This is a genomic window from Streptosporangium sp. NPDC051022, assembly GCF_040683035.1.
In the GTDB taxonomy this organism is placed as follows: domain Bacteria; phylum Actinomycetota; class Actinomycetes; order Streptosporangiales; family Streptosporangiaceae; genus Streptosporangium.
Genome location: NZ_JBFBCF010000002.1, coordinates 185610 through 207007 on the forward strand (window position 1 = coordinate 185610; position 21398 = coordinate 207007).

A 21398-nucleotide genomic window follows, 5' to 3' on the forward strand; every position below is an offset into this window, starting at 1 on the left:
GCTCGGGAAACCGTCTCCTCAATGGCGCGTCCGCTGCCGCGTCGGGATGCGTGCGCACCTCCCGCCTATCGCGTCCAGCGAGCCGACGAACCGAGACGGTCACGGAATCCGGGAGGAGAAGTCATCGCCGTTCGGTTCGGCGGTCAGATCGGTGAGAAGGTCCCCGAGGACCATCTCCTCCTCGATCCGTACGGCCCGCCGTACCATCGCCGTCGACAGTCCGGGATCCCACGGCGTCGCGAGAGGGCGGCCGCTGAGGGATGTCATGGAGAGCACCTTGCCCGAGCGGCCCGAGAAGACCGCCGCCTCGTAGGCGAGGGTGTCATAGCGCCAGGGGCGCCAGTTGACCCGTTCACGGACGGCGCTCGCTATGCCGATCCCGCCCCAGTCGAAGTCACCGTGGTAAGCGAAGTCCGAGCCTCCGGCGGCCAGCAGGTCCAGTAGCCGCCAGACAGCCGCCGAAGGTCTGCCACCTGTGCAGACGATGGGAGGGCAGCGCGGTCCGAGCGCGTCGGCCGCGGCGGCGACCACAACGGGGTTCTCGCAGATCCTGACCAGCCCCGCGCGGAGGGGGAACTCGTGCCGCTGAAGCTGGCGCAGTGTGAGCAGGCAGGGCTCACCCGCCTCCCAGGTCGCGGCGAGCATGCGCCCGACCGGGGTGTCGTCTCCGGGAAGGCCAAGGCACAGGACGGACGATGAGAGATCGTCGAGGTGAACTCCGACGGACGCCCAGGCCCTCCGCCGGGCGTCGGCTGTGCCGTCTCCTGCGTACGGCAGGCCCCCCAGAGTACGGGCCGCCGACAACGCCAGCGCGGCCAGGGGCCTTCCCTCGTCCAGGGCGTGCGCGTCCCCGCAGGTCTCGGCGGCCAGGCGGCCGATCGGGATACCGGCGTGCGGCAGACAGGCCAGAATCGCGGCCACGGTGTCGAGAAGGATCCGGGCCTCGTGCGGGTCACCGGCGCTCCGCCGTACCAAGCCGGTCGTCTCCAGCCAGGATCGCCAGCCGGACAGTTCCGGACGGACGGCGAGGAGCGCGTCCAGCTCCGCGAAGGCATCCCGCCAGGCCGCGTCTCGCAGGGCGTTCTCCCGGCCGAGATCGCGGACGGGGCCCTGCAGCAGCACGACCGCGGCGGCCAAGCCCTCAGGGCAGGCTCCGCTGGATCGGAGCACTCGATCCACCTCGTCGAGTGAGACCGACAGGGAGGAACCCGTGCCAGCTCTGCGCCCGAGCAATCGTTCGATCGCCCGACGCTGCTCCGGCGTGGCGGCGCCCAAGGTGACCGGGCCGCTCGGCGGCCTGCCCCGCTCAAGACGGCGGCGCACCCGGTCGACGAGCCACGAGATCTCCGGGCCGCCCAGCAGCCGCTCCAATCGCTCGTTCACGAGAACAGCCCGTCCTGTTCCGGATCGGCGGAAGGCGGCGGCGCGGGGCGTGGGGCGGGGCGCTCGGTCCGGCGGCGCTCGTGCCCGTCCCACCGCCACGGGGTGACCAACACGGCGTCGACGCCGTCACGTCTGGACAGCTGGCAGATCGCCAGCCCCGGTACCTGCGGGTAGCAACCCCATTCCCGCTCGCTGGTCATCACGACATCCATGTCGAACGTCGCCAGCAGACCGAGACACTTGGCCCGTGAATCGTCATCGACTCCCGCGAAAGCCTCGTCGAGCGCGACCAGGCGGGGTGCGTACGGATTGCCTGCGGACTTGTAGTGCGCCGAGGCGGCGGCGAACAGCGGGACAGAGGCGGCCAGGACGCGTTCGCCACCCGAGGCCGGGCCGGTGGCAGACCGCCACTGCCCGTCCTGGAGACGCTGGATCGCGAACTCGTGCCAGACGCGGTAGTCCAGCGCCCTGGTCAGCTGCTCGTTCCAACCGGCAGCGGGGTTGCCGGTGTGCTCTCTGGTGATCTGCTCCGCCAGGAAGGCACCCACGCTCTCGCGGTCGGCGGCCGACCACGCGTCCACGGTCTGCCGCAGCTTCTCCCGCACCCTTTCCAGTCCGTCGGGGGCGTTCCGCACGCTCTTCCAGAGCAGCCGCAGCCGCATGCCCGTCGAGGTGGGGCGGGACTCCAGCTCGGCGTTCATCGTCCGCACCTCCTCCTCGGCGGCGGTGATCAACTCGTGCAGGGTGCCGGCCACCTCATTGAGCAGATGGTTCTCCAGGATCTCCCGTTCCCTGGCCGACAGCAGCCGTGCCCGCTGCTCGGTCTCCTCCTTCAGCGCCTCCGCCAAGCCGGGAATGTCCCGGCTGTGACCTTGGAACAGCACGTCAACCGTCATGACGCCGTCGCGCAGGGTCAGCCCGACCGAGTGGCCGTGCCTGGTCATGGCGTCGGAGAGCAGCTTGTGCTCCTCGGTGACCCGCTTCTGCGCCCGGTCCCACGGGCCGTCACCGTCATCGACGCTGTCGAGGTCGGCGTTGACGGCACGGGCCAGCAGCACGGCGGGGGTGGCCGCCCATTCGGCGGTGGGATCGAGAATCTCCAGCTCGGGCAGGGCAATGCCGATCAGGCCGGTGGCGGCGAACGCGCGGAACTCGGCGACGGCCGTGTCGCGCTGCCGTCCGGCCTCCCCGATTTCGCCACGCAGGGCATCACGCTTGCCCTCGGCCTTGCCGCGCTTGACCAGCGCGGCCCGCTCCTCTTCGCGGGTGGCGCGTTCGGTGGCGTCCCGCTCCGTCAGCGCCCGCCGTACCTCGTCGAGACGGCGGTAGAGCTCTTCGACGGCGGCTCCGGCGGTCTCCACCAATGCCCGGTGAGCCTCCGTCGCGGCCTCCGCGTGCTCACGCGCCTCCGCCGCGATCTCGGCGGCCTCGGCGTGCCGTTCACGGGCCAGGGATAGCTCCTCCGCTGTTTCCTCCGCCGCCTGGCGGGCGGAGATCAGCGCCTTACCCGCGGGCCAGAGTCCCGCCAGGGCCAGCCGGTAATCCGTCACGCCGTTCCGGATCTCGGCGAGTCCGTCCTTGTCCGGCGGCAGCCCGACATCTCCGGCGAACTCCGCCGCCTGCTCCTGAGCCTCGGTCACCTCGCCCCGTCGAGTCGCCACGGTCTGAACGGCGGTGGTGTGGTCGGCGTCGAGCTCGCGTCTGCGACCGTGCTCGGTGGCCAGCCTGACATGGGCCTCACGTAGCGAGGCGTCGGACGGCAGCGCGCGATGCTCGGCCGCGAGTGTTCCCTGCCGTACGGCGAGCGCCTTCAGCCTCCCATCCAGCTCCGCGAGGATCCTGTGCACCTGAGCCAGCTCCTCGGCGAGAGCCGCCAGCCGAACCCGCCGGGCGGTCTTTCTCGCTCCTTCACCGATGTGAACGGCACTCTGTTTGTGCCAGGAGCCCCCGAGCACCCCGTTGGCCCAGCGTCCGTCCACCGCGACCCAGGTCGCCGCGCCGGGCCCCAGCCCGATTCCAGCGAGGACCGAATGGACGGCGGAGTCCGACAGTGCGGCTGCCTGCGGGTCCGCGCGGTCGACGGCCGGGCACAGCACGGCGGAAAGGCAGGGACCGGCGACGGGGGAGCCGGTCAGGACGACCGTGTCGTCCACCGGGAGGAGGGTCCCCTCGGGAGTCACCCAGGCGTCGAGGATCCCCGAGGACTCCAGTGCCGCCTCCAGAGCGGCGCGGTGGTCTCCGGAGACGGCCTCGGCGAAGTCGACCACCTTCCACAGCGGGGCTCCCGGGCGGTCGTCACGCACCCCGGAAGGGCGGGTGTGCGGAACAGGCGGGGCGTCATGGCCGCCTGCCTCCAACCGTGCCATCTCCTCTTGGACGGCCACGGCCTGCTGCTGCCGCTCACGTAGCTCGGCACCGAGCTCGGCCTCCCTGCGGCCGAGTTCGGCCGTAGCGGCCCGCGCCGCGTCGTCGATGGCCGACACCGCGGGATTCTGGCCCTCGGCGGTTTCGGCCCAGGATTCCAGAGCCGTCAGGAGCTCATCTGGATCGTCGATCTGCAGCTCCACTACGCCGGCGAGGTAGGAGACATAGGCGTCGGCCAAGCTGGTCGCTTGCCGCCGGACAGTCGACTCGGCGGTGGTGATCCGTCCGCTGGCGGCCTGGATCTCGCCGGTCAGGCGGTCCACCTCCGTCCGGGCGGCCTCGAACCGGCTCTGGGCTCGGTCCACGGCCGAAAGCAGCCGGTCGAGCTCGGCCACCGCCTGCGACCGCCGGTCAGCCAGGGTCTCGGCGTCCCGGCGGGAGGCGGCGAGATCCATCTCCCATCGGACAGTGATCTCCAGGTGAGCGCGCTCGCACCCAGCCCGCCGCGCCGCAGTGCTCGCCTGGCTCCGCGCGCTGTCCCAGTCACGCGAGGCCTGGTCGGCCTTCGTTCGGGCGGTGTCCGCCCGGTTCTGACGGCGCGTGGTCTCCGTCGCCAGGTCGTTCCGGTCCTTCTCCAGGGCACGCGCGTGCCGGGCCTGCCGCTCGGCCTCCTCACCGGCCTGCTTGATCCGTTCGGCGTCACGCATTTCAGGGCTCTGCTGGAGCGCTTGTCCACGGGCCTCCAGGCGGACCCGCGCCGCCGCCAGCTCGGTGAGCCGCGCCTGCGCCGTCTCCAGCTCGGCCTGAGCCTCGGCGTGGCGAGCCTCGGCATCGAGGAGATCACGTCCAAGGTGCTCGTAGCGGCTGTGGGTCAGGCGGGGCGCCGCGGCCTTGCGTTTGGCGGCGATCCGGGCATACCTGCGGTAGTGACCGAGGAAGTCGGAGGCGGCCCCGCGGGTCTCCTCCAGTGCCCGCAGCACGTCACGCTCCTCGTCGAGCCCGCGGAACGCCTCGGCCACGGTGGTGATCAGAGTGGGACTCATCGGCGGCAGCGCCTCGGTGAGCGCACGCGAGAGCATCCTCTCGTCGGGCTTCTTCGACAGCTGCGGCTGGCGGAGCTGGATGAGCAGGTTGACCAGCGCCTCGTAGCGGTGCTCGCCCAGGCCGAACAGGGCCTCGTCCACGGCCCTGCGGTAGTCGACGGCCCGGTCGTAGAGCATGCCGCGCCCGTTGACGGCCTCCCGGAGTTTCTCGCGGGTAAGCGCGACTCCGGCGGGGGACATCAGCTCCAGCCCGTCACCGATCCGCTGACCGGTGACGAAGAACCAGTGCTTGGCGATGCCTTGGCCCTTGACCGCCTTCAGCCCGCAGCCGATGGTCCGGAACTCCACGCCTCCGTCTGCCGAGCATCGGCCGAACTCCAGCCATGTGTACCCCAGCCGTTCGGGATGCGGATGTCTGCCGCCCAGCAGGAGGTTCCACTCCATCCGTTTCTGACGGTCGCCGTCGGGTTCGACGCGGTGCGGGGAGAGCTCCCCGTCGAGCAGGAACGGCAGGGTCAGGGCGAGCACCTTGGACTTGCCGGTGCCGTTGTTGCCGCGCAGCAGCAACCGCCCGTCGTGGAAGTGGAACTCCTCCACGTCGTAGTGGAACATGTCGACGAGCCCGGCTCGCAAGGGCTTCCAGCGCTCGGATGCGGGGATCGGGAGCATCACTGTCCTCGGATGACGGGGGTGTCGAGGGCGTAGCGGGCGATGGCGGGCAGGCCGCGGACGCGCTCTTCGTGGATCTCGACCAGACGAAGGGCGGTCAGTTTCTCCAGGGCCACACTGAGAAGCCCGTCTTCGGCGCCGGGGTCGGTCACGCCCTTGCGCCAGAAGGAGGCGTGCTTGGTGGCGGCCTGCCGTACGAAGGCACGCAACTCGTCCAGAGCCACTTCATCCTGGGCGGACCGGGTGGACAGATGCTCGGCCACCAGCAGGGTGACGTGCCCGTCGGTGCGCTGCTCGGGCATGCGCACGTCGGTCAGCTCGTCGTCGGGATCGACCATCGCGATCCCCTCGGCGCGGATCTCGGCGACCAGGCCGGTGGCCTCCTCGACCCTGCGGACGATCGCGTGACGCTGGGAGACGAGATAGGCACGCTCGGCCTCGTCCAGGTCGTCGTAGTAGACGACGGGGTCCTCCAGAAGCTTGCGGGTGAGCCGTCGGCGAACTTCCTGGTTCCGCAGGCTCTCGGTGTCGGCGACGGGTTCCGCGACGAGCTGGGCGAGCCGTTCCTCGAAGGAGGTGGCGCCGATCGTGGACGGTCCGCGTGCCGTGACCAGGAGCGTGGCCATGACATGTCTGCGCACGTCGTAGAGGACGTCCCCAGTGGCCGACAGGTAGGCGTCCTCGTCACCGGCGACCCTGCGAAGCACGCCCCAATCGAGCAGCATGCGCACCACCGCCACGAGGTCGGCTCGCTCCGCCCGGCTTTCCAGGGTGAAGGCGAAATCCAGTTCCGGCTCGGCCGCCGAGTTCAGCACTCCCTCGGCGAGCTGGCCAAGCGTGGTCTGCGCGTCAGCCCGTTCCAGTACGGCCAGCGCCAGGCAGAGGACGACGTAACGGCGGCGACCGAACGGTTCCCCGGTCCGGCCCCGAGCCGGACGGGTGGCGTCGTCGCCGTCCGGGACAGTCTTGAACAACCTGGCCGTCTCCGCGTCGGCCAGCAGGCGCCAGCCGGTCTCCCGGGTGAGCCAGTTGCGCAGCTCCGCAGTGTGCTGGCGGACGAGTGCGAGCCTTTCGGCGTCGTTCTCAACGGTGAGCAGCGGCTTCACCAGCAGGGCGCGGAGCGCGGTCCGCCGCCGGGCTGTCTCCTCCTCGGGAGTCACGAGACCTCCATCAAGTCTGTGATCTCGATGAGGTGCTCGGGCCCGGTGAGCACCCCGTCGACGGTGTGAATCTCGACCTGCCCTCCGCCTGGCACGAGGGAGAGCCGTATTTCCATCGAGCCGTCGCCACTCGCCACCTTCACCTCGGTTTCCCCAGGGAGACGGGCGGCCAGGGCGTCGCCGATCAGTGAAAGGAAGAGCCGGAACGCCCGTGGGTCGAGGACGTCCAACTCGGACAGGAGCGTCGGGCCGTCGGTGCGCAGCCGGGTCCGGGCGGCGGCGGTCTCGATGGCTTCCCGCTCGACGTGTTCCAGCAGGAGCCTGCGGGCCTGGGAACGATCCTGGATCCTGTTCGGCTTGCCCCGGCGTTCGTAGGAGCCGGTCATGCGCAGCTGGGGGGAGATCCGGATCGGTGGAGCGTCACGCCATGACGTGCCGGGAGCGAGATCCCCCTCCTTCCAGGTGGACAGCGTCTCGGCGGTGACGGTGAGGTGCCGTGCGGGCGACAACCCGAAAGCCGCCCGCCAGAGGCGGTGTGTCGCCGGCTCGTCCGGCGCCTCGGCGAACCAGCGGGCCAGGGCACGAAAGTCGGCCGAGCGGTCCGAACGGCCGGAACGCCGCTCGTTGAGCAGGCCCACGGCGTCGAGGAGTTGCTTGATGGCCGTCACTGCGGACTGCCTCAGGAGACGGGCCTGAGATGGGCGGCTCGCGTCCCGGGAAACGAACCACTCCCTGAGCCCCTGCCAGCGGTTCTCCCAGGAGGCGTGGGCCGCCGCCTCGGCCCTGCCGTACGCCTCGGCCTCGTCATCCCCCTCGGGTACGGCGTCCGCGGCCTCGCGCCGAGCGGCCAGCCGCAGCAGCCTGCCGTGGTCGTGGGCCTCCAACTCGGTCAGGAGCAGGGCTATGCGGGCCCCGGAGTTGGCCAGGTCGGCGATGAAGCGGTCGATATAGTCGATCAGCCGTTCCTTGTAGGCGACGAATCCCTCGACGTCACCGTCGGAGAAGTCGATGGCGCGGCGCAGCGAGGCCATGAACGCCTGGGCGTTGTCGGCCAGCGAGGAGAAGCGTTCGGCCAGGGAGAGCAGCAGGAGGTGAACCTTGACGGGATCGGGGTCGGCCTGCTCGGCGAGCTCGTGCAGGGCCTGGAGCTGACCGGCGATGTCGCTCAGCGCCACCGACTGGAGCGCGCCGCGTCGGCCGATCGCCTCCTCGTAGAAGGCGATGGCCTGCTCGGCGGCGTGTCCCGCGGTGGTGAGCTGAAACAGGAACCGCTTGCGGTGGAAATCCTCGACGGAGGTGACCCTGCCGGTGTCGGCGTCGGCCCGCAGGTTTCCCCACTCGACGAGTTTGTCCAGTGCCTGCGTGAGCTGCTCGTCGCCGTCCCTTCTCAGCTCGGCCGCGATGTCCTCAGGCCGCAGGTGTACGACGAAGCGTTCTTTCGCCCGCGCGAACGCGCGCAACACCTGGCGGTAGACAGGCGCGTTCGGCGCGCTCAGATGGGCGAAGGGCTGGGGATTCCGGTGAGTTGCCTGTAACGGGTCAATCACTGTGTCAGTTTGCCCGAGGTAGGCGCTTCGAGACGGGAAGATGGCGCGGTGTCCCGCACGTTTCGCCCGGACCGGTGCCGCAGAGCACTTTCGGTGCTCTCTGAGCCGGCCGAACGCGTGAGGGTGATCATTCGGAGGCCGAGTCATCCTGCTGCTCGGTTCGGTAGCCCGGATGGGTCCTGTCGGCGGTGTCGGCCATGTGGAGGGGCGTGGGCCGGCGGGTTCGGTTGTCCCAGGAGAGCGGCTGGGCGCACAGGCGCGCGGTGAGGGCCACGACCGTGTCCTCGCCGAGGACGCCGGGCCTGACCACCACGAACTCGGTGCCGGTGAAGGCGTGCCAGTTGTTGCCCTGCTCTCTCTGGCGGTTGGCAGGCAGGGTGAAGCGGGTGAAGTCCGCGCCGACGCGCCCCTTGCTGCCGCTGTTGAAGGTTCGGGAGGCCTGGCCGAGGATCCAGCTGCGGGTGCCGTCGTCCCCGACGAGCTCGTAGAGCCTGTTCCTGGGAGAGGCCGGCTTGCCCGGGTCCTTGCCGGGCTGGCGGCCGTCGGTGTGGTTGACGGGGCGGGGAACGGCGGCGTCCTCGGTGCCGACACGCACCACGGCGATGTCCCGAGAGGTGGGCAGACTGTCTCCCGGCAGAGTTCCCTCGCCCAGCCGGGTGTCGGTGAGCCCGCTCCAGACCCGCCGGGTGGCCTCGGCGTCGATCATGACCACCACGGGGTCGTTTCCGGGCAGCTCACTGAGCGCGCTGTCCACGAACCCCCGCAACTCTGCGTACGACTGCTGCCGGTTGACGATCGGGGTGCCGATGGAGCCCGCGTGGAACGCGCTGAGGCCCGCCGCGTGCCGGAGCCATCCCTGGCCGGGAACGTAGATCCTGAGATCCCATGGTTGAAGAGGGTCGGTGCAGGCGCGCGCGGCGACTAGGACGCTCACCATCAGAGGTCGGCCGTTCGTGCCGTTGGCCTTTCGTGAGGTGTTCTGGATCCGTACGTGCACGCCGACGAGCCAGGCGTCGCGGTCCATCGGGAACGGTGTGAGAGCGACGGCTCGGGTGAGGCGCCCGTCGGTCAGCCCGCCCGCTCGCAACAGGTCCCTGACCGCCGCGACGACCGAGTAGTCCGTCCGCTCGGCGGGCTCGGCGTCCGGAGCGGGCTGTCTGGGCGCGGGCAGGGTGCCATCCGAACCAGGTGGGAAGGCGATGAACTGCGAGTTCACGCCGATCTTGGCGAGGGCCTGCCGCAGCGCCGGCTTGGCGTCGTCCGGCAGGACACTGCCGTTCTCGTACTCGGTGTCCACCACGGCCAGAACCAGGGTGCCAGCATCAGCCGCGAGGAGTGGAGCGGCGGTGAGCAGCCCGGACCGGTCGATCCAGCCGTGCTGGAGCAACGGCGCGACGTCGTAGGACGCGAACTCGGCCCGTCGGGTCAGCCGTTGAGCGACGCCCACGTCGGGCAGCAGACAGGTGTCTTCCTGCCCGTACTGTTCGACCTCCTCCCGGATCCGTTCCCGCGTCGCCGGTTTGGCCGAGAGGTGGACGACGCGCAGCCTCTCGAACCCCGCGGACGAGATCGCGGTGTCCAGGGAGTCCGGGCTGATCCGCTCCCTGCCGATGGCGTCGTCGTGCTGAACCTTGATCTTCGTCGGCCGGTAGGTGACCGGCTCGATGTCGAACACCTTGGTCACGTGATTCATCAGCCGGAGGTAGGTGCGGGTCCCCACACCCGTGCCCAGGGGGTGGGACCAGTTGACGCTCCTGCCCGCGCGGACCAGGTTCGGACGCTCGGTGAGCACCGTCTCGCTCCATGGCAGGGGAGTCAGGCCGCACTCCTCCACGATGGCGCCGCTGTAGTCCTGGAAGAAGTGCTCCCACTCGCCGTCCACCTTCCTGGCGGAGACGGGAAGCCTGAGCAGCGCGGACCCGCTCGTGGAACGCCCGTGCTCGATCCACGCGTGCTTCACCGAGCGCAGGTCGTCCACCAGGCGGGTGAGACTCACCTGGGGGACGCAGACAAGATCGCCGACCCCCGGCAGGGTCTTGATCCCCAAAGAGATCTTGATTATTCCGCGGGCCACGGTGCCGTTGCGCAGTGGCAGCGTGATCACGTCGTCCCAGGCGACCAGATCGCCTCTGGTGTCGAGCCGGAAGTCCACCTTCCGGCCGTCGACGTCGACCGGCTGGGAGGCCAGCTGCTCGGCGACCGTCCAGCCGAGCACCCGGTAGACCCAGTTGGAGGCGACGACCCGGCCCGGTGTGGACAGGTCGACGTCGCCGCCGACGCTCAACCGCTGGGGGACCACCGCCTTCAGGAGGGGAGCGAGGACATTGGCGTCCTGGCCACCTCGGGCCAGCCGTTCCCACACGCCGGTGGCCACGTTCAGGACGGATGGCTCGATGGGGGCGGTGGTGATCAGCCAGGGGCCGTCCACGCCCGTACGCGGGTCGGGCAGGATGATCACGGGCTGTCCGGTCACCGCGGAGAGCGCGGTGGCGAGTGAGGCGTGCGGAGCACGGGCGTGCTCGCTGTTCCTGCCGTTCCGGCGCCATCTGCTGTTGAGCTCCTCCAGGGCGACGCCGAGGGCGGGCGCCAGGGGATAGACCCATACCTCGCCCAGGAGGTCAGGGGGGAGCCGGAAGGCGGTGGTGGTCATCATGATGGTTCTCCGGGGGAAGTCATACGGCTCATGCGGTCCGCGAAGTCGAAGAAGGCCTGGAGGGTGGGGCCGTACAGGGCCAGGAGCGGGTCGAGCTGTCCGTCCCCGGCCCAGCGTTCCCTGAGACGGCCGATGAGGGCGGGCAGGTCGGACCTGCTCCGGGGATCGAAGAAGGCGTCGTCGACGAGGTGTACCTCGCCGGGCGTGCCGCCACGGCGGGCCCGGCCGACAAGCTGGACGAGCCCGACGATGATCTCGGCGACGACACCTAGCTGGACCCATTCGGGCAGGGATCCGAAGTACTGCGCCGAGCGGACGATCTCCTCGAAGTGCCGGCCCGCCCGTCGCATCCGGTCGGTCAGCCGGTCCAGGGGGCTGCGACCGGCGGGTTCGTCGTCGCGTGTGTCCGACCACAGCCGGTGGCTGATGTGCGCCAGCAGTTCCTCGGGCTCGTCGAGGATCGGCACGGGACGGACGACCATGTAGATGGCGCCCAGCGCGGAGACACGGCCGTCGAGGATGTTCACGCCGCGTTCGACCACGGCGAGCGGGGCGATGAGGATGTCCGCGCCAGTCGAGGGGAACCGCTCCACCCGGTCGGAGGGCAGGACATGCCAGCGCGGATCCCTGACGAGGATCTCCCCCTTGGCGCGGGTGAGCAGGCAGAGGCTGCCGTGCGGGGCTCCCGCACGGATCATGCCCTCGGCGATGGTCAGCACGCTGTCGTAGGAGGTGGTGGCCACCAGAATGCGATCCCGGCCGGGCTCGCCCCGCTCGTCTCGCCGCCGCGCCAGCTCCCGCAGGTGGGAGGAGAGCTTGAGCCGGTAGAGGCCCTCCGCCACGTCGCCGAGGTTGATCGCCCGCTGGCGGCCCTGGACTCCGGAGACCCGGATCGCCTGCTGGTCGGGGGTGAAGACACGGGCGGCGTGGACGGTCACGCCCGTGGGATCGGTGTCGGGGATCACCCAGGCGGGGGCGGCCAGGACGTGGTGGTGTGGTGCCCCGGGAAAGAAGCTGGTCGCCGACAGTCCGAGGACCGCTCGAGGAACCCGTGCGTGTCCGCGCGCGGTGATCTCGCCCAGATAGCGGACGTAGCCGTGCGGATCACCGCCGAAGGCCGCCACGGACAGTGTGGTCTGCTCCGGCTGCTCCTCGTCGTAGCGCTCCTTGAAGGCGAAGAACAACCGGCCCAGCGGGCTGGCGGGCATCGCCTCCCATCCTGTGAAGCCTCCCAGCGCGTCGGCGACGGCCTCGGCCGACTCCGCTCCCAGTGCCCGCAGGTGGGCGGTGTGGTAGAAGAGCTCGGAGAGCTTGCGCCGGAGCGGCTCCAGATGGGCGCGGCGGACCATCCGGTCGACCACTTCGCCGCGGAGCCGGTCGTCGGGAACCACGCTCTGGAGAGACGCGCTGAGCGCGATCTTGTACGTCATCAGGGTCCCGGCGCGGCATCCGCCGGAGATCGCGGTCAGCGCCGCTGTGATCCTCGTCCGGGTCTCCGCCGCCGCTTCCTCGTCAAGACCGGCCAACTCCAGCGGTGCCACAGGGCGGGTGTCAGGCGCAGCGTAGAGCCACTGGAGAGCCTCGACCTCGTCCGGGGTGACCTTCCTGCCTTCGGGATCGAGGCCGAGCAGACGCGCGGTGATCCACGCGTCGTGCCCTCGTGGAACGATCCAGTGGTCGACGCGGCGGCGGTTCCGGCTCATGCGGACCGGCGGCGACCACCCCTTGACCAGGTTCGCGATGTAGTGCTCGGAGAGCAGCCGAAGGTCGGACAGGATCGCCCGGACCTCACCGTCCGACTCCGGCAGCACCAGACCGAAGATGTCGCGGAACTTATTGTCGAGCCGGTGGATGGGCGTTGTGCGCCGCCCGTGCGCGAGTTCGAGGTGGCGGGCGCTCTTGCCGATCACCGAGTCCTGGAACTGGTCCACCTCGTCGATGACGACGAGCTGGCAGCGGCGCAGCAGGAACTCCTCGACCGGCACCTGGTCGCTGTCGCCCCGGGCGGTGGCCAGGGGGATGTGCATGCGTCCCGAGGTGAACGTCTGGTGCGCGGTGACGATGACGTCGGCGTCGACGGCGTCGCGCATCAGCCGGAACTTGCCGCACGAGCTCCGCCACGGACAGGCGTGGCGACGCCCGTTCAGGCGGTTCAGGTGAAGATCCCGGCAGGGCTCGTCTCCGGGCTTCCACCCGTCGACCGTCTCCTCGGTCTCGGCGGAGGCCGACAGCGCGCAGCCGTACGAGAGCCGGTTGTAGGCCCACGTCCCGAAGTCGTCAGGACCGTCGAGGGCGATCCTTTCTGCGTCCTCCATGACCTTGGCGGGGGACACGAGCGGGGTACAGGAGCCGGAGACCCCCAGCAGGGAGAGGTTCGTCTCGATCTGGTACGCCAGGGAGAGCGCGGCGGCGCGGGAAGGAACGACCAGCGCCACCGGGATGCCCTTCTCCGGGGCCATCGTCCCGAGGACCTCCAGCAGGACCGACTTGCCGAACCCGGTCGGCGCCTGCAGCGGCTGGATGACACCGCCCGCCCGGACGAGCAGGGCCCGCTCCGGCAGCCGGGCGAAGATCGCCTCCATCCGTTCCAGGCGGTGGGACTCACCGCGTGCCGTGTCGATGCGTTCGGCCGTCTTCTTCAGCTCCTCGACGGAGATCTCGACCAGGTCCAGTCGGGGAGCGTCGGCGACCGCCGGAGTCCTCTGGACGGGGCCGGCGAGATCGGTGAGGTTGTACGCCGCCTCGGCCGGAGCGGTCGCGCCGTTGATTCGAGTCCCGCGCAGCATCGTGAGGTAGCGTCCGGGCCTGGCCACGGCCAGGACCCGGCTCTGCCGCAGCCGTGCCAGATCCGACAGCAACCGGTCGGCGTGCTGCCGGGGCGGCAAGCCGTGGATCGGGCGGATCACCTCCTCGTCCTGCCGGTAGCCGTCGAGCCTGCCCGCGGGTGCCAGCTCCCGCACGGCCTTGAGGAAGACCTCGGTGTTGGCCAGGTCGTCCCTTCGGTGCCGGAGCAGGTCGCTGACCCGCTGCCGGTCGTCCTCGGAGAGTTCCCGGTACCCCGGCCAGACGTCGATGCGGCCGGTGAGGAGGAACTGGGCGTGCCCGGCGTCCCCGGTGCCGAAGAACGCCTCCGCCAGCGCGAACGCGCAGGAGATCACCAACGGGCGCGCGGACCGCGCGGGGGTGCTCATCGGGTGCCTCCCAAGGCCTGGCGGATACGACGGTGGATCTGGGTCTCGGTGGAGATGACGAGGTCGGGCAGCCGTCGTCGAAGCTCTCTGAGCTGGTCGCGGCGGTAGTCGGGGATCACGAGGTGGTGCGCGGCGACCGGCCTGGCGGTGAGCTTGGCGGCCAGCGCACGTGCGGAGCTGAAGTCCTTGACGTCAAGCGTGAAGGCCCACTCCTCCGCTCCGGAGCGCCGGACCCCGATGTCGTAGGTGTCCTTGCCCGGGTAGAGCACCGCCTCGACGTCCGGCAGAGCGGCGATGCGGTCGCGCAGCCGTACCTCCACGACGCCCGGCACGACGATGTGGCGCCACACCGACTCCTCGACGCAGGCCGCGCCCTCGACCGTCCGGGCCTCGATCGCCCGCCGGGACCCCTGAGCGGGCTGCAGCAGAGGACTCCGGCCGTCGCCGTCCAGCAAGGTGTAGACGGCCTGGTGCGGGGTGAAACGGCAGCGGACGAGGGACGACGACACGCTCATCGGCCAGGAACAGACCGGGCAGGGCCACCACCGGCCCCGCCACTGGCGCTCGCGCGGGATATCCGTGAACTCCGCCAGCGGCGGCAGGCCCAGGTCCACCCGAAGGCCGACGATCGTCTGGGCGTGACCGGCGGGGTTCTCGACGAGGAAACGCCTGCCCACCGTGTAGTCGTCGTCGCCACCTGCGACGAGCCGTTTGAAGACGGCGTACTCCACCTGCTCGGCGCGGTGCGTCCGCCAGGAGGGCAGCCACCGCTCTCCCGGGTCCTCCTGCCCGGCCAGTACCTCGGCGGTGTAGTCGCAGCCGACCCCGAAGGTGTTGTCGGTGAGCTGGTCGTCCTCGTCCAGGATGACCAGCGCGGCGAGCGCCTCGTCCGCGGTCGGCAGCCACGTGCCGAGCGGGCGGCGCAGCAGCGGCACCAGCTCGGCCGGGGTGGTCGGGCCCCTGCCCGGACCGAGGTGCCGCATGATGACGCCGGTCATCCGGGCCACCTCCCGCCAGGCTTCCCGGCGTTCGCGGCGGACGCTCCAGGCGTAACCCGCGCGGATGGCCGCGGTGACCGACCGCTCCATCGGGGTCGGGAGTGTGTTCACGGCTGTTCGTCCCCTCTCAGAACGGGGGTTCGTCGTCGGCCTCGGGCTCGGCGAGCGCGGCGGTGATCGCCTCGACGTGGCTGTCCGTCAGGCCGGGGCCCGCCAGCAGCTCTCCGGTGACGGGGTCGAACGCGAGGTCGTCCGCGGTGCGCGCGATGGATCCGGAGGCGTCCGGACACCAGCGGGACACCGGACAGAACCGGCACCAGGGCCCCGGGGTCGCGCGGAAGGTGACATCGCGGTGCCAGGCCCGGACGCGGTCGAGGACGACCTGCCCGGCGGCCGAGACCGTCGCCGGGTCGGCCGCGTCGAACGTGAGCACCTCGGCGGAGGCCGGGGTGAGCTGCTCCAGCTCGACCAGCCCGTCGGTGCCTCCGAAGACACCCGCGGAGATCAGGCGGATCGCCAGGGCGAGCTGCGGAACCATCTCCAGCGCGTTCTCCGCGGAGATGCCGCGCGGCACCGCCGACGTCTTCTGCTCGCGGTAGACGAGACGTCCGTCCACCCGGCGCAGGAGGTCCGGGTGGGAGAGCACCACCACGTCGGCGTGGGGGTCGTAGACAGCCATCTTCGGCTCGGGCCTGACCTCGGAGATCTCGCCCGGGCCGTGTAGCGGGCACACCCCCAGGTGCTGGAGGAGGTACGGCCTGGCCCGGGCGTAATCCTCCCGCTCCATCAGCCCGTCGGCGACGCCGAGCCCGTCGGCGTCCACCTCGGGAAGGTCCGCCACGGTGCAGGGCCTCCCTCGGCCATGGGCGGCTTCGAGCCACGAATGCACGTTCCGGCCGCGCTCGGCCGCCGGGCTCGTCTCCCAGTCACCGGGGAGCCGGAGCTCCCGCAGGTGGGCCTGAGCGGGGCAGACCTGGTAGTAGCGGGACGTCGTGATCGACCATGTCCGCCGGTGCGTGCCCTGGCCGTCGAGACCGAGCAGTCCCGGGGCGTGCGGGAGAGCCTCGCAGGAGGCGCGCGCCTTGCACTCGGCGCAGTCCTGTCCCGGGGTCCGGCCGCCGCCGGCCAGCAGCCGGGTCGTCGCGGGTCTGACGTTCGCGCTGTAGGTCCGGTTGATCTCCTCCAGGTCCGTCGTGTCGAGAAGGATCTGGTCCATGCCGGCGGTCAGCCCGACCTCGACCACCCGCACCCGTCGGGGCACGGGCACGGGCCGCACCGGGACGGGGATGGTGGTGTAGAGCTTCGCCGGGTCCGCCACCTGCTTGCCGGCCGCCGCGACGTACGCCATCGCCTGCGTGGACGGGATGTCCGCGGTGCCCAGGGGGCGGCGCAGGCGCATCCTGCGGAACTCGACCACCGCGCCGTCCGGTGAGCCGTACCACCGGCCCCAGATGGTGAGGGAGCGCATCTCCGTGGGGGACCGGCCGCCCTGGACGATCCGGGGGTTGCGCTCGGGGCGGAGCTCCACCCCTTCCGAGGCGAGCACGGCCGCCATGCTCTCGGCCGTCTCCAGATAGGTGTGGCAGGCGTGCCGGACCCAGGCGGAGACCCCGGGGTGCACGCTGTTGCGGGCGCCGCCGAGGACACTCGCCAGGGCCTCGTCGGCCGGTACGCCGTTGAACTCGACCAGGTTTAGCGCGTCCATGACCAGGCCGAGCGGAAAGGTCTCCCACGGCGCGTATCTGCGTTTCTCGGACGGTTGCGGCCACAGCTGCGGCCGGGCCTTGACCGCCGCGAAGTAGTCGCAGTCGGCGTCCCGGCGGTCGAGCAGGCTCGCCGACAGCCGGACGACATGGGGGTTTCCGGTGAACTGGGTGGTGGGGGACTGGCTCATCGCACTCTTCCCGATGCGGAGGGCTGAAGGAGGGGCTCCTCTCTCTGGACACAGTGAAGCACACTGTGAATAGCAGTCACAAACATTTTTGAGATGACGCGGGGTTTTTCAGGATTTATGGTGGATTGTGTCGGGTGTGGGGGTGATCGTGCGCCGCCGGGGTGTGGCCGGTTACCGTGCCAGGCCGTACAGCAGGGCGACCCAGGCCGCGTCCGCCTCCGGAGCGGGCCACCGGTCGCTCTCGGCGATCGACGGTCCTTCGGGAGCGCGGCTCGTGCGGCGGATGAACCGCACCCCGCTCACCTGGCACAGCTCAAAGAAGGTCGGATCGCAGGCGCGGGTCCATCTGAGAACGCGGCCCCGTTCCTCTCCGTGCGGGCGTCGGAGTTCGAGAACCCGAGAAACTGGGAAACAGCAGGTCGGGTACAGCCTGGGCTCGGTACGATCCACCGGCGTATCCCATTACGGCTGTTCGGAGGACCGAAGATCTCCTTTCGGAGGATGGGTGCGTTTCATGTCTTGTCCATCGCCTCTGACGCGTGTGTGGCGAGGCACCCTGTCCGGCGATAGGACGATCGGCGATGATGACAGCTGACGCAGCGATGAGAGGAGGCGCGCGACATGGACGATCTCAGGGCTCAGGCGGGCCTGCTGAACCAGAGCGACGCCGCCCGCTTCCTCGACATTCGGCAGCAGACCTTCAACCGCTGGGCGAGGGGATACGAACGGGGGCGTCCGCTCCTGCACGTTCTTCCTGCCGACGGTTCCCGGCAGGCGACCGTGCCGTTCGTCGCCATGGCCGAGGCGTATGTGCTGGACGCTCTCAAACGGGCCGGGGTGAAGCCGAACAGGATCCGGCCCGCACTTCAGCGGCTTCAGCAGGAGTTCGGCCACGAGTACGTCCTTCTCGCCCCCGAGCTGGCGACGGACGGCATCGACGTGCTGTGGGACTTCTCGCGGACGAAGGCCGGTGCGGGCCTGATCGAGGCCCGGACTGGGCAACACGTCATCCGAGAGATTGTCACCGACTACCTGGACTACGTGATCCGGGCGGAGGACGGATTCCCCGCGAGCCTGCGGCTGCGGAGCTGCCTTCCGTCGAACGTGGTGATCGACCCGCTCCGTGCGTTCGGGCAGCCGATCTTCGCGGATACGCGCACGCGGGTGGCCGAGGTGGCGGCCATGATGAAGGCCGGCGAGGATCCAGAGGTGATCGCCGATGAGCTCGGAGTCACCCTCGACGACGTCAGGACCGCCACCCGCATCCTCCTGGGCCACGCCGCCTGAGTTCTACCTCGACGAGAACAGCGTCAGCCGCAGCGTCCGCAAGCTGCTGGCCAGGTTGGGGTATCTCGTGCACACTCCAGCAGAGTTATTCGGCTCGCGAGACGAGGCGCTGGGCGTCCCCGATGAGCGCTGGTTGCCCCTGGTCGGGCAGCGAGGCTGGCTGGTGATCGCCTGCGACATCCGCATATTCGAGCGTCCGCACGAATATGCGGCCTATCTGAAGGCCAAGGTGGCGGTTTTCCTGCTCCCGGGTGAGTCGAAAATCGAGGAGCGCAAAGAGCTGATCATCCGCAATCTCTCGGCGATGTGTAGTGAGTCCAGCCAGCTTCGATCCGGCGTGTGGCGACTGACCTCGCATGGGCTGGACCTCTATGAGGCCCCGGCCGCCAGGAGGAAGCGGGCACAGCGTCCGAGGAACATTGGCTGTGACCCCTCCGGCGGCCTGATCGACATGGTCGTTGAAGACGTCCGGATGCTGGACGAGTAGGAGAAGGGCGTGGTCGTGACATCTTGGCCCGCGGTCACCGGCCGCCGTGGAGCCTCACCACGGCGGCCGTCAAGGCAGAGAGCCTGTCACCGGTAGCGGCCGTCAGCCGACCTCTCCCAGGAAGTGCCGTCGCAGCAGTTTGACGTCCAGCGCGACCGTCCGATCTCCGTCGGTCAGCGTCAGCACGCCGTACCCCTCGAGGTTGAGCAGCCGCGAGGCCTGGCTGACGTAGCCGCGCATCCGCGCCGGGGGCTGCTCGACGAGCGCGGCGGCCTCGCTGACCGGCAGCCTCCCGCCCACCGCGGCCAGGCCGTCGATGAGGCGGGCGATCTGCTCAGGCGCGGGGGCGTTGCGCACGAACCCGCGCTGCTCCTCGAAGATCGCAGACCCGGTCACCCGCAGGCCGAGCGAGTCTCCCACCGCCTCGGCGACGGAGAACAGGCCCTCCTCCTCCTTGGAGCCCTTCGACTTTCTGGAAGTGACCCTGGCCGGCGCCTCGGCGACGGGGATGGGCCCGTTCCACCAGGCGGGAGCGTGCTGGGCCGGGTCGAAGAGCTGCCAGCCCGACGGGCAGTGCCGCTCACCGGGCACGAACACCAGGATCGGGATCACCATCTCGGCCGGGGAGATCCCGCCGTGATAGCCCGCCTGCTTGGCGGTGTAGCGAATGGACTCCTCCCACGGTGCCACAACCTCACCGTCCCCGGCCAGCACCCGTGGGCCGCGCAGCAGGATCTCGCCGTCGCCCGCCGTACCGGTCCGATACCGGGCCGCGTCCGACTTCTCCGCCCTCGCCAGGGTGTCACGCTGCAGGACGTGCCCGTGGTCGGAGGTCAGGACCGCGCTCCGCCCGGCCAGCCAGGCGGCCGCCAGCACCTCCGGCAGGTAGGCGACCCCGTCCAGTGTCCAGGAGTCACGGCCGTCCGTCGGGCCCTTGCCGAGCGCGTCGTCCACCGCGTTCAGCACGACGCCGACCACCGTCGAGGGGTCGGCGATCGCGGCCAGAACCTCGTCGCCCAGCTTGGCCCCGGCGTCACCTGGCAGGTTGCCCTTGTGGAACAGCGCGCTGCGGCGGCCCGGCCACGCCGAGCGGAAGCCCGGAACCTCTTCGTGGCGTGTGCCCTCCCGCAGCTTCCCGCAGAGCAGGCTGGTCCGCGAGAACCGCGTGACCGACGGGATCACCGCGATCGCGGGCTCCCGGCCGTCCGCCCGCCGCCCGATCTCGATCCAGTTCCACCTGGCGAGGATGTCGTCGGCCAGCTCACCGGCGACCGCCGCGCTCATCCCGTCGAGCACGATCACGACCGGCGAGCTCAGCGGCCTGACCGCCCGATCCAGCAGGTTCTCGGCCAGGACCAGCGAGGTGGTGTCCGAGCCGTGCTCCGTCCACGCCGCCAGCCGCCGCCCGAAGGTCTCGTCCAGTTTCGTACGGCGGGCACGCGCGTCCTCGTACAGCGCCCCGTACGCCTCCTTCAGGCGCGGAACCCTGGCGGTGTCCGCCTGCCAGACGGCGGCGACCGCGCGGTCCACCCAACTCCACTCCCTCAGGTGAGCCGTCGCCAGCGCGTCCAGGGTCGCGGGCGTCTCCAATGGCGTGGCCAGCCAGCGGGCGAGCCGCACCGCCATCTCGGCGGCCCTGGTCTCCTCCGCCCGACCGGCGGACAGCTGGTGCTTGCGCACCAGGTCGAGCGCCTTCTCCGCCTCGCGCAGGTTACGCGCCGCGAGCGGCTCGGCGAGCGCGCTCAGGCGCACGTCGAAGCCGAGCGAGAGCGCGTCACTCAGGTCCGCCAGCGATTCGGCCTGTATCTCCGCGAGAATCCGCTCGGCCCGGCCCGCCACCTCGGCGGCCTGGCGAGCTGTCTCGGGGGTGCCCAGCCAGCGGGTCCACAGCGACTCGGCCGTCTCGGAGAAGCGCTGCACGGCCTGCGCCGACAGCCCGGAGCCGCCGAAGAAGCGCTCCTCGATCCGGACCCTGGCCTGCACCGCCGCCTGTTTGCGAGCGGCTCTGTCGCTGAACACCACGGCCGTGACCAGCCCGAGCGGCACGGCGTCGGTCGCGTGGCCGTTCGCCACCAGCCGGAACACGGCCGAGGCGACCGGGCCGATCTCACCCTCCAGCCACTCCTGGAGCCCGGCGCGCTCGGTGTCGACCAGGTCCTGGAAGCGAGCGACGCCGGACGCCTTCCCCGTCCACGCCAGCAGGGTCGCCGCGTCCATCTCGCCGTCGAAGCGCGCCGAGGCCAGCGTCCGCACAGCCGTCTCCAGTGTGAGCACGCCGCCCCCCAGCTTCGGCCATCCGCCGGGCGGCTGCGCGTCGATCAGGGCCTCGACCAGCCACACCCGGTCGCGGGCCGACAGACGCGGGTCCACCAGGCGGGCGCCGAAGGCCTCGCGGACGAGGTCGAACCGGTTGACCGGGCGCAGCTCGTGCTCGGCGATGCGTGCGAACAGGCTGTCGCCCAGATCCTCGCAGGGCGTCAGGACGACCAGATAACCGTCACCGGACCGGGAGGTCACGGCGTCGAGCACCGCGAGCACGGTCCCGCACGCCCTCACCTCGACCCGGTGACCGTCGACCTCCACCAGCGGTTCGTCACGCCACTCGGGGGCGGCGCGCAGCGCGATGATCCGCTCATGGTCCTGCCGGTCGACGGCCCGGCGTACCGCCTGCTCGATCACGGCCCTGCTGGCCTGCGGCAACTGAAGCGTCGGGGTACCCATC

Annotated in this window: 12 protein-coding genes; 2 read left to right on the plus strand and 10 right to left on the minus strand. The window is 70.6% G+C overall.

All coding sequences use genetic code 11. The annotated features are described in order from the left end of the window. Positions 1-99 precede the first annotated feature (99 nt). The 9 genes from AB0N02_RS04985 to AB0N02_RS05025 all read right to left on the minus strand — a co-directional run bounded on the left by AB0N02_RS04985 (position 100) and on the right by AB0N02_RS05025 (position 17205). Positions 100-1383 (minus strand): TIGR02679 family protein, encoded by a 1284-nt coding sequence (locus AB0N02_RS04985; RefSeq protein WP_363942865.1) that lies wholly within the window; start codon positions 1381-1383, stop codon positions 100-102. After that, the gene (locus AB0N02_RS04990; protein ID WP_363942866.1) at positions 1380-5459 is read right to left on the minus strand and encodes a TIGR02680 family protein; all 4080 of its coding nucleotides are present in this window, start codon (positions 5457-5459) and stop codon (positions 1380-1382) included. The genes AB0N02_RS04985 and AB0N02_RS04990 overlap by 4 nt, the downstream gene beginning before the upstream one ends. Continuing rightward, positions 5459-6619 (minus strand): TIGR02678 family protein, encoded by a 1161-nt coding sequence (locus AB0N02_RS04995; protein ID WP_363942868.1) that lies wholly within the window; start codon positions 6617-6619, stop codon positions 5459-5461. Before AB0N02_RS04995 ends, AB0N02_RS04990 begins: the two co-directional genes overlap by 1 nt. After that, positions 6616-8166, minus strand: coding sequence for a TIGR02677 family protein (locus tag AB0N02_RS05000; RefSeq protein ID WP_363942869.1), 1551 nt, complete (start codon positions 8164-8166; stop codon positions 6616-6618). Before AB0N02_RS05000 ends, AB0N02_RS04995 begins: the two co-directional genes overlap by 4 nt. A gap of 127 nt (positions 8167-8293) precedes the next feature. Beyond that, entirely contained in the window at positions 8294-10819 is a 2526-nt protein-coding gene (locus AB0N02_RS05005; RefSeq protein WP_363942870.1) for an RNaseH domain-containing protein, read from the minus strand. After that, the gene (locus tag AB0N02_RS05010; RefSeq protein WP_363942872.1) at positions 10816-14010 is read right to left on the minus strand and encodes a hypothetical protein; all 3195 of its coding nucleotides are present in this window, start codon (positions 14008-14010) and stop codon (positions 10816-10818) included. Before AB0N02_RS05010 ends, AB0N02_RS05005 begins: the two co-directional genes overlap by 4 nt. Beyond that, positions 14007-15119: a hypothetical protein gene (locus tag AB0N02_RS05015; protein ID WP_363942873.1), complete on the minus strand. Its 1113-nt coding sequence runs from the start codon at positions 15117-15119 to the stop codon at positions 14007-14009. Before AB0N02_RS05015 ends, AB0N02_RS05010 begins: the two co-directional genes overlap by 4 nt. 16 nt (positions 15120-15135) lie before the next feature. Further along, the gene (locus AB0N02_RS05020) at positions 15136-16902 is read right to left on the minus strand and encodes a PD-(D/E)XK nuclease family protein (RefSeq protein ID WP_363942875.1); all 1767 of its coding nucleotides are present in this window, start codon (positions 16900-16902) and stop codon (positions 15136-15138) included. A 171-nt stretch (positions 16903-17073) separates the two neighbouring features. Further along, on the minus strand, positions 17074-17205 hold the full coding sequence (locus tag AB0N02_RS05025) for a hypothetical protein (protein WP_363942877.1): 132 nt from the start codon (positions 17203-17205) through the stop codon (positions 17074-17076). Between the two features lie 318 nt (positions 17206-17523). On the opposite strand from AB0N02_RS05025, the gene AB0N02_RS05030 reads away from it, so the two are divergent. Together AB0N02_RS05030 and AB0N02_RS05035 are read left to right on the plus strand one after the other, a co-directional pair. Continuing rightward, entirely contained in the window at positions 17524-18189 is a 666-nt protein-coding gene (locus tag AB0N02_RS05030; RefSeq protein ID WP_363942878.1) for a DUF433 domain-containing protein, read from the plus strand. Beyond that, on the plus strand, positions 18122-18676 hold the full coding sequence (locus AB0N02_RS05035; RefSeq protein ID WP_363942880.1) for a hypothetical protein: 555 nt from the start codon (positions 18122-18124) through the stop codon (positions 18674-18676). The genes AB0N02_RS05030 and AB0N02_RS05035 overlap by 68 nt, the downstream gene beginning before the upstream one ends. Before the next feature lie 102 nt (positions 18677-18778). Here the strand turns inward: AB0N02_RS05035 and pglZ are convergent, their stop codons facing one another. Then, positions 18779-21397: a BREX-2 system phosphatase PglZ gene (pglZ, locus tag AB0N02_RS05040; protein WP_363942882.1), complete on the minus strand. Its 2619-nt coding sequence runs from the start codon at positions 21395-21397 to the stop codon at positions 18779-18781. Position 21398 lies beyond the last annotated feature (1 nt).